Consider the following 11,993-nt stretch of genomic DNA (forward strand, 5'->3'; position numbering starts at 1 on the left):
GTTCGCTCCTCAAAGTCCGAGTTTGGCAGCCATGTCATCGATGGACCGGCGCAGGAAGGCATCGAAGGCTGGCGAAGGCTGGCGGATGTCGAATGATGGCAACATCGGATCGGGTGCCGCAACGGCACTGCCCGCGAGTGTCGCGATCGTGGCATGGCCGCAGAACGGCACGTAGGCTTCGGAATAACCGCCTTCGTGGACCAGCACCAGCCGCCCCTGGCAGAGGCGGTCCGCCGCATCCTTGATCCTTTGGGTCATGCCCGCGTAGGTCGCCGAGGTGGCCTGCATCCGCGCGAGGGGGTCCACCATGGACGCGTCGAAGCCGCAGGCGACGATGATGATGTCGGGTCTGAAAGCCTCCAGCGCGGGAATGGCGACCCGCTCCACCGCGTGCAGGTAGGCCGTGTGCCCGGAACCCGCGTGCATCGGCAAGTTGATGTTGGCGCCCTCACCCGCACCTTTTCCCCGATCCTCGATGCCGCCCGACGTTGGGGGATAGTTCCCTTCCTGATGGAACGAGATGGTGAGGACGTCGTCCCGGTCGTAGAAGATCTTTTCCGTCCCGTTGCCGTGGTGCACGTCCCAGTCCAGCACCGCGACCCGCTTGACCAGATTGTCCGCAAGCGCGGCCTCAATCGCGATGGCGATATTGGCCAGCAGACAGAACCCCATCGGCGCGGCGGGCTCGCAGTGATGGCCCGGTGGTCGGGTCAGCGCATAGGCGTTGGCCAGCGTACCCTTCGCGACGTCATGGACAGCGGCGCAGGCAAGCCCGGCGGACAGCGCGGCAATTTCGAAGCCGCCCCGGCCGAAGGGGGCGTGATGACCGATCTCTCCCCCGTGGGCTTCGGACAGGTCCTTGAACGCGTCGAGATATGACGCGGGGTGCACGCGCTCCAGCGTTTCCCGATCCGCCGGGGCGGCGCTGCGCTGGTCCAGCTCCGCGCTGAGCCCCGTGACATCCATCAGGTTCTTGAGACGTCGCTTGGTTTCCGGGCTTTCGGGCAAACCGCCGCTGACCTGTGGTTGCACCAGGCCCCCAACGGGAAGGGTCAGGGCATAATTGCCGCCTGCGTGCCAGAAACAGCGTTCATCCCAGTAAAATCCTGTTGCCATGGTGTTCCTCCGTCTCGCGCTTTGCGCAGAACCTGACGCAGCCCGCCATGATTGTCCATTGCAGGAAAGACGTTGCCCGGCTCAGGACGCCTCTTTCAGCAAGGCGTCGAGATCCAACCTGTCGTTGACCATCCGCAAGGCCCCGTCAGCATCCCGGGGCCAATCCCCTTCGGGCCGGTCGCGGTAGATCTCGACCCCGTTGTCGTCCGGGTCGCGCAGATAGATCGCTTCGCTCACCCCGTGGTCGGCCGCCCCTTCGAGCGGAATGCCGGCCAGCACGATCCGCTTCAGGACCACCGCAAGGCTACGCCGATCGGGATAGATGAATGCAGCATGGTACAGGCCCGTATGACCCGGCGGCGGCGCGGACGCCCCCCTGCTTTCCCAGGTGTTGAGCCCGATATGGTGGTGATAACCGCCCGCGGACAGAAACGCGGCCTGGTTTCCGTACTTCTGGGTCACCTCAAACCCCAGAATGTCGCGGTAGAACGCGATGGCGCGATCGAGGTCGCTGACCCGAAGGTGAACGTGACCGATGGTGGCATGATCCGGCATATTGGCCCCTTTCCTGTGTCCAAGAAAGGTAGGACGGGAACGCCGGAACCACGAGTCCCCGAAATGCAGGGACACCGTGCAAAAATGCGCCACCGCACCCCGGGCGCCGCAGGACCGGGGTAGCGTTGCGAGGTGTTCGGTGATTGTCTTGGTTGCGGGAGTAGGATTTGAACCTACGACCTTCAGGTTATGAGCCTGACGAGCTACCGGGCTGCTCCATCCCGCGCCAAGAACCGTTGTCTACGCCGGATTCGGCGGAACAGCAAGGGGGCAGCGGTGAAAAATTAGGATTTTTTTCTTCTCAAAATCAGTTGCTTGTGGAGAGCCCCCCAGATCGGACCGACGAGCCGGCAACTGCCGGGCCATTCGGGCTCACTGGCGGCGGTAGCGGTCTAAACGGAAGGGATACCGGAGGCGTGGATGGTCGCCGGCGACTCAACGCGTCACCAGAACGGGGTCGCAATGGGATCAATTTAAATGAGATTGCGGGGCATTCCTCCCCGGATCACTCGTTGAGACGAGGGGGGCTTTCGCGTGATGTCCTTTCACGCGCCTATGGCTGCGCCCTGCGGGTGACCTGCTCCCCTGAAAAGTCCGCGGTTTGAAGTTAGCCTGTTCTTCTAACGAGGAGACAGACGATGAAGAGAAGCCGGTTCAGCGAAGAGCAGATCATTGGCATCCTGAAGGAGCATCAGGCCGGGCTGGGCGCGAAGGAGCTGTGCCGCAAGCACGGCATCAGCGACGCAACCTTCTACAAGTGGCGCTCGAGATATGGCGGCATGGAGGTGTCGTACGCCCGGCGGCTGAAGGCGCTGGAGGCCGAGAACGCGAAACTGAAGAAGATGCTGGCAGAGCAGATGCTCGATGTCGCGGCGCTGAAGGAGATGCTGGGAAAAAACTTCTGAGGCCCGGTTCGAGGCGGCGTGCCGCGGATTGGGCCATCAAGGAAAAGAGCTATTCGCAGCGGCGGGCCTGTGCCCTGGCCGGGATCGACCCGCGCGTGTATCGGCGGCAGCCGACCAGGCCGGAGGACCGAGAGTTGCGCGAGCGGCTGCGGGAACTGTCCGGCGAGAGGCGAAGGTTTGGCTATCGGCGTCTGCACATCCTGTTGCGGCGGGAAGGCTGGGCGCTGAACTGGAAGAAGCTCTACCGGCTCTACCGGGAAGAAGGCCTAACAGTCCGTAAACGGGGCGGTCGCAAGCGGGCATTGGCAACCAGGGCGCCAATGGCGATCCCCCAAGGGCCGAACCAGCGCTGGTCTCTGGACTTCGTCTCGGACAGTCTGAGCGATGGCCGCCGCTTCGGCATCCTGTGCGTGATCGACGACTTCAGCCGCGAATGCCTGGCGACCGTCGTCGACACCTCGCTCTCCGGCCACCGCCTCGCCCGAGAGCTGGACCGGATCGCCGAGGTCAGAGGTCATCCCTGCATGGTGGTCAGCGACAACGGGACTGAGCTGACTTCGAATGCCATCCTGACGTGGCAGGAGGACCGTAAGGTCAAGGGTCTCGAGCCCGCCGCCGGTCGAGGGCATCCCTTATATTCTGCCCCACGCGGCATCTGCCTGATCGCAGAACCGGGTCAGCGGATACGCTTGGCGAGCAGCTGCGCCGACGGGTCTGTACTTGGGGTGCGGTGTTGTGAGGAGGTATGGGGTGTCATCGAAGAGAGATACGGATCAGAGGACTTGTTAGGTTTGGCGATGACCTACTCTCCCACGTCTTGAGACGCAGTACCATCGGCGCTACGGCACTTAACGGCTGGGTTCGGGATGGGACCAGGTGTTTTGCTCGCGCTATGATCACCAAACCAAACAAATCCTCTGAGTGTCCAAGTCATGCACAGTAACATGATGTGTATGCTTTTGATTGATAAGCAGAAGTCTCGCTTCTACTGGATCAAATCAAGCCTATCGAGCAATTAGTACCAGTCAACTGAACGTGTTACCACGCTTACATCTCTGGCCTATCGACGAGGTGGTCTACCTCGGCTCTCAGGGATACCTTGTTTTGAGGGGGGCTTCCCGCTTAGATGCCTTCAGCGGTTATCCTGTCCGATCATAGCTACCCTGCACTGCTGCTGGCGCAACAACAGGTCCACCAGTGGATCGTTCACCCCGGTCCTCTCGTACTAGGGGCAACTCCTCTCAAGTATCCTACACCCACGGAAGATAGGGACCGAACTGTCTCACGACGTTCTAAACCCAGCTCACGTACCTCTTTAAACGGCGAACAGCCGTACCCTTGGGACCTGCTCCAGCCCCAGGATGAGATGAGCCGACATCGAGGTGCCAAACACTGCCGTCGATATGGACTCTTGGGCAGTATCAGCCTGTTATCCCCGGCGTACCTTTTATCCGTTGAGCGATGGCCCTCCCACTTGGGACCACCGGATCACTATGGCCGTCTTTCGACTCTGCTCGACTTGTCAGTCTCGCAGTCAGGCTGGCTTCTGCCATTGCACTCAACGAGCGATTTCCGACCGCTCTGAGCCAACCTTCGCGCGCCTCCGTTACGATTTAGGAGGCGACCGCCCCAGTCAAACTACCCGCCACACAGGGTCCCGGATCCGGATAACGGACCGCGGTTAGACATCAAGCAGAACAAGGGTGGTATCTCAAGGGAGGCTCCACCGAGACTGGCGTCCCGGTTTCAAAGCCCACCACCTATCCTGCACATGTTCGGCCTAATGCCAGTGTGAAGCTGTAGTAAAGGTGCACGGGGTCTTTCCGTCTAACCGCGGGAAACCTGCATCTTGACAGGTAATTCAATTTCGCTGAGTCTATGTTGGAGACAGCGGGGAAGTCGTTACGCCATTCGTGCAGGTCGGAACTTACCCGACAAGGAATTTCGCTACCTTAGGACCGTTATAGTTACGGCCGCCGTTTACCTGGGCTTCAATTCAGAGCTCTCACCCCTCCTTTTAACCTTCAGGCACCGGGCAGGCGTCAGACCCTATACGTCGTCTTGCGACTTCGCAGAGCCCTGTGTTTTTAATAAACAGTCGCCACCCCCTGGTTTGTGCCCCCAGCCCCTAGTTGCCTAGGAACCGGGCCTCCTTCTCGCGAACTTACGGAGGTATTTTGCCGAGTTCCTTCAACATAGTTCTCTCAAGCGCCTTGGTATTCTCTACCAGTCCACCTGTGTCGGTTTAGGGTACGATCTAGCGATGGAGCTATTTCCAGGGACCTCTAAGCAGCCCATTCAATCCAGTAAGGATGAACTACCCTCGAGATCCGTCACTTCCATCTGGCCCAGGAATATTAACCTGGTTCCCATCGACTACGCCTTTCGGCCTCGCCTTAGGGGTCGGCTTACCCTGCTCAGATTAGCTTTAAGCAGGAACCCTTGGACTTTCGGCGAGAGTGTCTCTCACACTCTTTGTCGCTACTCATGTCATCATTCTCACTAGTGATCTCTCCACCGGATCGCTCACGCGCCGGCTTCACAGAAAACTCCGCGTCTCCAATATCCCCGAGGGGAGTAAGGAGACATGGAATTATGTCACACTACGCTCTGCTACCATGCAACTAGTGCATCCTCAGCTTCGGCTCATGGCTTGAGCCCCGTTACATCTTCGCCGCAAGACAGCTTGATTAGACCAGTGAGCTGTTACGCTATCTTTAAAGGATGGCTGCTTCTAAGCCAACCTCCTGGTTGTTTTGGCCGTCTCACCTGCTTTCCCACTTAGCCATGAATTAGGGGCCTTAGCTGGAGGTCAGGGTTGTTTCCCTCTTCACGACGGACGTTAGCATTCGCCGTGTGTCTGCCATCTAGTACTCCTCGGTATTCGGAGTTTGGTTAGGATCAGTAAGCCTGTGGGGCCCCATTACCCATCCAGTGCTCTACCCCCGAGGGTATTCGGATGACGCTCTACCTAAATAGATTTCGCAGAGAACCAGCTATCTCCGAGTTTGATTGGCCTTTCACCCCTAGGCACAGCTCATCCCGATCCTTTTCAACGGATGTGGGTTCGGTCCTCCAATAAGTGTTACCTCATCTTCAACCTGGCCATGCCTAGATCACTCGGTTTCGGGTCTGATCCCACGAACTCGACGCCCTATTAAGACTCGCTTTCGCTGCGCCTACACCTAACGGCTTAAGCTTGCTCGTGAGACCAAGTCGATGACCCATTATACAAAAGGTACGCTGTCAGGGCGTAAAGCCCCTCCAACTGATTGTAGGCGTTCGGTTTCAGGTACTGTTTCACTCCCCTCGTCGGGGTGCTTTTCACCTTTCCCTCACGGTACTGGTTCGCTATCGGTCAGTAAGGAGTACTTAGCCTTCGAAGGTGGTCCTCCGATCTTCAGACAGGATTTCACGTGTCCCGCCCTACTTAATACGTCCAATCATGCTTCTTATACGGGACTATCACCCACTCTGGTTGCGCATTCCAACGCATTCTAACCACACTCATGGCTCGGCTGGTCCCCGTTCGCTCGCCGCTACTAGGGGAGTATCAATTGATTTCCTTTCCTCCGGGTACTTAGATGTTTCAGTTCCCCGGGTTTGCTTTTCTAAACCTATGTATTCAGTCTAGAAATACCTGTTTCACCGCATTATTGATCGCCGCCGAAGCGGGTGACAATAACACAGTATCAGGTGGGTTGCCCCATTCAGAGATCCATGGATCAAGGCCTATTCTCGGCTCCCCATGGCTTATCGCAGAGTATCACGTCTTTCATCGCCTCTTACTGCCAAGGCATTCACCAAACGCCCTTTTCGCGCTTGATTTGATCCAGAAAAAGCAAGACTTGCGTCCTGCGCGACGGTCAGAAGCTGGTAAGAAACTGACCCTCCTTATCCTGGTTCAAAAGCATACTTTCCCGCCCGGGCGTGCGCCCGGACAATGAGACACGCTGATAGCCGCAGCCCGTGCAGGGTGCAGCGTCATGCCTCTGGTTAGTGTACTTGACTTGGACAACACGTTCGTTTCGGCAGGCATACGTCCGGTCGGCCGAGGAAACAGCCTTGCAAACGCTCGCTCCGGACCGAAGCCCGCAGCACCAAACCGAGGTCATTCCCTTACTCGGGACAACCAAACAGTGTTGTTATTGTATCTCTCTTTACGATGTCAATTCGTCCAGATTGGACGCGTAAGAACGCCTGAGCGTTCTTACGGATCTAATCCGTGTCATTTCTGCCAAGTGATGGTGGGTCGAGGAGGACTTGAACCTCCGACCTCACGCTTATCAGGCGTGCGCTCTAACCACCTGAGCTACCGACCCATCTTTCGGGGACCAGGCTAAGTGGTGGAGCCTAGGAGGATCGAACTCCTGACCTCCTGAATGCAAATCAGGCGCTCTCCCAGCTGAGCTAAGGCCCCATGCTTTGGAACCCAGCGCTTGTTGCGCGGGACCTAGTTTTCTGAAGAGATATGAGGACGGCTCGGTCCTGAGGGACATCTGTTGATGCCCTGATATGGACAGTTTTGATTACTGTCCTGCTAAGTTTTCCACGATCATGAGCGAGCTCGATGATGCCAGGAAAATCCTTAGAAAGGAGGTGATCCAGCCGCAGGTTCCCCTACGGCTACCTTGTTACGACTTCACCCCAGTCGCTGATCCTACCGTGGCCGCCTGCCTCCCGAAGGTTAGCGCAGCGTCGTCGGGTAGAACCAACTCCCATGGTGTGACGGGCGGTGTGTACAAGGCCCGGGAACGTATTCACCGCGTCATGCTGTTACGCGATTACTAGCGATTCCGACTTCATGGGGTCGAGTTGCAGACCCCAATCCGAACTGAGATAGCTTTTTGGGATTAACCCATTGTCACTACCATTGTAGCACGTGTGTAGCCCAACCCGTAAGGGCCATGAGGACTTGACGTCATCCACACCTTCCTCCCGCTTATCACGGGCAGTTTCTTTAGAGTGCCCAGCCGAACTGCTGGCAACTAAAGATGTGGGTTGCGCTCGTTGCCGGACTTAACCGAACATCTCACGACACGAGCTGACGACAGCCATGCAGCACCTGTCACTGCGTCCCCGAAGGGAACGTCCGATCTCTCGGAGTGGCACAGGATGTCAAGGGTTGGTAAGGTTCTGCGCGTTGCTTCGAATTAAACCACATGCTCCACCGCTTGTGCGGGCCCCCGTCAATTCCTTTGAGTTTTAATCTTGCGACCGTACTCCCCAGGCGGAATGCTTAATCCGTTAGGTGTGTCACCGAACAGTATACTGCCCGACGACTGGCATTCATCGTTTACGGTGTGGACTACCAGGGTATCTAATCCTGTTTGCTCCCCACACTTTCGCACCTCAGCGTCAGTATCGAGCCAGTGAGCCGCCTTCGCCACTGGTGTTCCTCCAAATATCTACGAATTTCACCTCTACACTTGGAATTCCACTCACCTCTCTCGAACTCTAGACCAGGAGTTTTGAAGGCAGTTCCAGGGTTGAGCCCTGGGATTTCACCCCCAACTTTCTGATCCGCCTACGTGCGCTTTACGCCCAGTAATTCCGAACAACGCTAACCCCCTCCGTATTACCGCGGCTGCTGGCACGGAGTTAGCCGGGGTTTCTTTACCAGGTACTGTCATTATCATCCCTGGCGAAAGTGCTTTACGACCCTAGGGCCTTCATCACACACGCGGCATGGCTAGATCAGGCTTTCGCCCATTGTCTAAGATTCCCCACTGCTGCCTCCCGTAGGAGTCTGGGCCGTGTCTCAGTCCCAGTGTTGCTGATCATCCTCTAAAACCAGCTATAGATCGTAGACTTGGTAGGCCATTACCCCACCAACTATCTAATCTAACGCGGGCCGATCCTTCTCCGATAAATCTTTCCCCCGAAGGGCGTATACGGTATTACTCATCGTTTCCAATGGCTATTCCGTAGAGAAGGGTACGTTCCCACGCGTTACTAACCCGTCCGCCGCTCACCCGAAGGTGCGCTCGACTTGCATGTGTTAGGCCTGCCGCCAGCGTTCGTTCTGAGCCAGGATCAAACTCTCAAGTTGAAATGCTGTTACCAGCATATCCTTGACGTCGAACCTCTGCACATCGTCCTGCATCCATTACTGAAAGATGCAGAACAGTCTCTGTTTGCGTGCTTCAGCTACAAAGTAGCGAAAGCCGTACAAACAGTGAAGCTGACACTCCATCATCGGCCGAAGCCTAAGAGCGCGATATACAGACGTTGATCCATCGAATGAACCAAACCGCCCACATATCTCTTCAGATACTATCAATTTCAAAGAGCGTAGAGACAAAACGAAATGAGATGCGCCCTAACTTCATGGCGCGCCCCGCCTCGCTTACCTCTGATTTTCTTATCCGCCTCGTTACCCTCCGACCGCGTCTCCGCTTCCGTCCGGCCCGTCTGGCGCCCCGTCGGTGCATCTCAGCGCCGCCGGTGAGGGGGGTTCTACGGTTAGTAGCGGGTACCCGCAACCCCTTTTTTCAGGAAATACGAATTTTTTGCGACAGGCCCGCACTTTTCAATGATTTCATAGGCTTGCATCAACAAAATTTCGGGAACCCGGCTTTTTGCGCAGCTTTTTTGCGCTGCCCATGGGTCAACTTTGGCAACCTATTTCCCACATATAGCGTTATCCACAGCGTTACCCCCAACCGGGGCCGAGACTCACGCCGTTTGCGCCAACATTTTCGCCGCTGATTCCGCGATTCACGCCACCACATGCGCGACTCCGCTGCCAAGTCGGGTGCGATTCACCGGAATCGCGGGTCCGACTCGCCGATTCCGGGGGAGGCTTTTTCGCAGAATGTCCGACCGAAGTGCGTTGAGCCCGTTCCAAAGCCGCAGCTGGACCCGGATTCGCCGCGTCCGCGAACCGAGCCCTTGGTGAATCGCCGTTCAGCTGCGGGACGCTCGCCTGCTTGCCAGAATCGGAAGGCGCAGACCGAGGAGCGCCATTATCACCGCCATGTAGACCAGCGGCTCCAGCTGGATGCCCTTCACCAGCCAGATGTAATGTACGCCGCCCAGAACCACGGCGGCATAGGTGAGCTTGTGCAGTTGCCGCCACCGGGGGCCGAGCTTGCGCACCGACCAGTTGTTCGAGGTGGCCGCCAACGGCACCAGCAGAACAAAGGCCGCCATCCCGATGGTGATGTAGGGCCGCTTTATGATGTCTTCTGCCACCCGCGACAGGGTCTGCACATCCAGAAAGGCCCACGTCAGCAGGTGCAGCGTGACGTAGGTGAACGCCAAAAGCCCGATGGCACGGCGAAACCGGATCAGGTTCACCCCGACGAACCGGCGCAGGGGCGTGATGCAGAGGCCGATGATGAGAAGCTGGAGCGCGATCTCTCCCAGCTCGTGCTCCAGCGCCTTGACCGGGTCGGGGCCGAGCCCCCCCGTTACCCCCTGGTAGAACAACCAGACCGCGGGGAGGAGATACACACTATATACAACCCAAGTCGGGATGCGCCGTGCAAGGCCGTTGATCCTGTCGACGATCCCGCTCACAGGGGCGCTCCGCAGTCCGTCCGCGCAGCGCGCCCGCCGCGCCCGCAGTTTATCTCCCCTTGCCCGGACATCAGAAGAACTTCGCCAGGTCCATGCCTTCGTACAGGCTGGCAACCTCGTCGCCGTAGCCGTTGAACATCAAGGTGTCCTTCCTGCCGGCAAAGAGCCCCCCACCCAACGGCCGCTCGGTGGCCTGAGACCATCGCGGATGGCTGACCTCGGGGTTCACGTTGCTGTAGAACCCGTATTCGCGCGGATTGGCCTTGTTCCAGGCCGTTGGCGGTTCGCTGTCCGTCAGCGAGATCCGGACGATCGACTTGATCGACTTGAAGCCGTACTTCCACGGCACCACCAGCCGCAGCGGTGCGCCGTTCTGGTTCGGGATGTCCTTGCCATAGATGCCGGTCGCCATGATGGTCAGCGGATGCATCGCCTCGTCAAGGCGCAGTCCTTCGACGTAGGGCCAATCGAGCACCGGGAACTTCACGCCCGGCATCTCGTCGGGGCGCAATGCCGTTTCAAAGGCAACGAACTTCGCCCCCGACTGTACGCCGGCCATGTCGAGCAGGTCCGCCAGTTCAAAACCGTTCCAGGGAACGACCATCGACCAAGCTTCCACGCAGCGGAACCGATAGATACGCTCCTCGACCGTCATCGCCTTCATGATGTCCTCGAAGGCATAGTCGCCCGGCTTGTCCACCAGGCCGTCGATCTTCACCGACCAGGGTTCAGTGGTCAGGGCATCCGCGTATCGGGCGGGGTCGCCCTTTCCGGTGCCGAATTCATAGTAGTTGTTGTAGCTCGTGATGTCTTCGAAGCTGTTCGGTTCCAGCGCGTCCTGCGCCATCGCGCGATGGCCGCCGATCCCGGCCAGACCGACACCCGCCACGGCACTCGCCATCAACTGTCTTCGGTTCAGGTATACCTTCTCCGGAGTGACGTCGCTTTCCTTCAGTGTGTTCTTCCACCGATGGGCCATTGGGGTCTCCTCAACTCGTTCCGTTACGCAATAGGTAGGCTTGCTGCCTGCCTGGACCAAAGACTTTCCCCTTCATTTCAGGCGAAACACCAAATTGTCACCTTGCGCAGCAGCGCCACTTGCCCGCCGCCGGTCACGGCACATTCACGAAAATCCGGTCGTTTCTCACTTTGATTTGAGTGGTCGCGGCAAAACCATCGGGCTTAGTTCCCGCGACGCTTCGGTCAATGCGCGGCAGTATCGCACAGGCGGGATTCCCCCGCCTTTTCCCGCAGCAGGCAAGCCTCATCTTGGGCGTCATTAGCGTTGCAGTGACACCAGCAACGACACCAGAGAGGAGAACGAAATGCTACGCAGAACCGTACTGACACTGACCGCCGCAGCCGCACTGGCCGGCACGACCACCTTCGCCTCGGCCCAGGACATGGATCTCGTGGATACCGCGTCGGACGCCGGCAACTTCACGACGCTGCTCGCAGCAGCAGAGGCCGCGGGCCTCGTGGAAACGCTGAAAGGTGAAGGCCCCTATACCGTGTTCGCCCCGACGGACGAGGCATTTGCCGCGCTTGAAGACGGTACGGTGGATTCCCTGCTGCTGCCCGAGAACAAGGACATGCTGACCAGCGTCCTGACCTACCACGTCGTGCCGGGCAAGGTCATGTCCACCGATCTGGAAAACGGGATGGAAGCGGAAACGGTCGAAGGTTCGACCGTCACCATCAACCTCGACAACGGCGTGATGGTGAATGACGCCACCGTCACGACCCCGGACATCGAGGCATCGAACGGCGTGATCCACGTGATCGACAAGGTGCTGATGCCCTGAACGGGCGCGAAACACTCCCGCCTGCCCGGCGGGAGGTGCCAAAACGAAAGGCCGGGGAAACCCCCGGCCTTTTTTCTTGCGCATATAC

The 11,993-nt window shown here is 58.2% G+C and carries 5 protein-coding genes, 3 tRNA genes, 3 rRNA genes and 1 pseudogene; 2 read left to right on the forward strand and 10 right to left on the reverse strand.

Annotated elements, in window-relative coordinates; all coding sequences use genetic code 11:
• Nucleotides 1-9: 9 nt before the first annotated feature.
• The 3 genes from BOO69_RS16160 to BOO69_RS16170 form a co-directional block, all read right to left on the reverse strand.
• The gene (locus tag BOO69_RS16160; RefSeq protein ID WP_071973104.1) at nucleotides 10-1,116 is read right to left on the reverse strand and encodes a class II histone deacetylase; all 1,107 of its coding nucleotides are present in this window, start codon (nucleotides 1,114-1,116) and stop codon (nucleotides 10-12) included.
• 81 nt (nucleotides 1,117-1,197) lie between these two features.
• Nucleotides 1,198-1,671 (reverse strand): VOC family protein, encoded by a 474-nt coding sequence (locus BOO69_RS16165; protein WP_071973105.1) that lies wholly within the window; start codon nucleotides 1,669-1,671, stop codon nucleotides 1,198-1,200.
• A gap of 149 nt (nucleotides 1,672-1,820) precedes the next feature.
• Nucleotides 1,821-1,897 (reverse strand) — tRNA-Met (locus BOO69_RS16170).
• Between the two features lie 412 nt (nucleotides 1,898-2,309).
• Between BOO69_RS16170 and BOO69_RS16180 the strand changes: the two are divergent.
• Nucleotides 2,310-3,172, forward strand: a pseudogene (locus BOO69_RS16180) (IS3 family transposase); the annotation flags it as partial.
• Between the two features lie 193 nt (nucleotides 3,173-3,365).
• Here BOO69_RS16180 and rrf read toward each other — a convergent pair.
• The 7 genes from rrf to msrP all read right to left on the reverse strand — a co-directional run bounded on the left by rrf (nucleotide 3,366) and on the right by msrP (nucleotide 11,079).
• Nucleotides 3,366-3,480 (reverse strand): 5S ribosomal RNA (gene rrf / locus BOO69_RS16185).
• Nucleotides 3,481-3,570: 90 nt separating this feature from the next.
• Nucleotides 3,571-6,404 (reverse strand): 23S ribosomal RNA (locus BOO69_RS16190).
• Between the two features lie 417 nt (nucleotides 6,405-6,821).
• Nucleotides 6,822-6,898: transfer RNA gene (locus BOO69_RS16195), tRNA-Ile, on the reverse strand.
• Nucleotides 6,899-6,920: 22 nt separating this feature from the next.
• Nucleotides 6,921-6,996: transfer RNA gene (locus BOO69_RS16200), tRNA-Ala, on the reverse strand.
• 172 nt (nucleotides 6,997-7,168) lie between these two features.
• Nucleotides 7,169-8,628: ribosomal RNA gene (locus tag BOO69_RS16205) — 16S ribosomal RNA — on the reverse strand.
• The 16S, 23S and 5S rRNA genes sit together here with 2 tRNA genes alongside, the layout of an rRNA operon.
• 857 nt (nucleotides 8,629-9,485) lie before the next feature.
• Nucleotides 9,486-10,100, reverse strand: coding sequence for a protein-methionine-sulfoxide reductase heme-binding subunit MsrQ (gene msrQ / locus BOO69_RS16210; RefSeq protein ID WP_156874953.1), 615 nt, complete (start codon nucleotides 10,098-10,100; stop codon nucleotides 9,486-9,488).
• Between the two features lie 70 nt (nucleotides 10,101-10,170).
• Nucleotides 10,171-11,079, reverse strand: coding sequence for a protein-methionine-sulfoxide reductase catalytic subunit MsrP (gene msrP, locus BOO69_RS16215; RefSeq protein ID WP_071973107.1), 909 nt, complete (start codon nucleotides 11,077-11,079; stop codon nucleotides 10,171-10,173).
• A 346-nt stretch (nucleotides 11,080-11,425) separates the two neighbouring features.
• Between msrP and BOO69_RS16220 the strand changes: the two genes are divergently transcribed.
• Nucleotides 11,426-11,905, forward strand: coding sequence for a fasciclin domain-containing protein (locus BOO69_RS16220; protein ID WP_071973108.1), 480 nt, complete (start codon nucleotides 11,426-11,428; stop codon nucleotides 11,903-11,905).
• Nucleotides 11,906-11,993: the final 88 nt, after the last annotated feature.

The sequence above is a fragment of the Sulfitobacter alexandrii genome, assembly GCF_001886735.1.
GTDB classification, from domain to species: Bacteria; Pseudomonadota; Alphaproteobacteria; order Rhodobacterales; family Rhodobacteraceae; genus Sulfitobacter; species Sulfitobacter alexandrii.

What these genes read in the sequence shown, in the direction of transcription:
- BOO69_RS16160 (WP_071973104.1), bottom strand. Translation starts at nt 1,116, where the DNA reads ATGGCAACAGGATTTTACTGGGATGAACGCTGTTTCTGGCACGCAGGC.
- BOO69_RS16220 (WP_071973108.1), top strand. Translation starts at nt 11,426, where the DNA reads ATGCTACGCAGAACCGTACTGACACTGACCGCCGCAGCCGCACTGGCC.
- BOO69_RS16165 (WP_071973105.1), bottom strand. Translation starts at nt 1,671, where the DNA reads ATGCCGGATCATGCCACCATCGGTCACGTTCACCTTCGGGTCAGCGAC.
- msrP (WP_071973107.1), bottom strand. Translation starts at nt 11,079, where the DNA reads ATGGCCCATCGGTGGAAGAACACACTGAAGGAAAGCGACGTCACTCCG.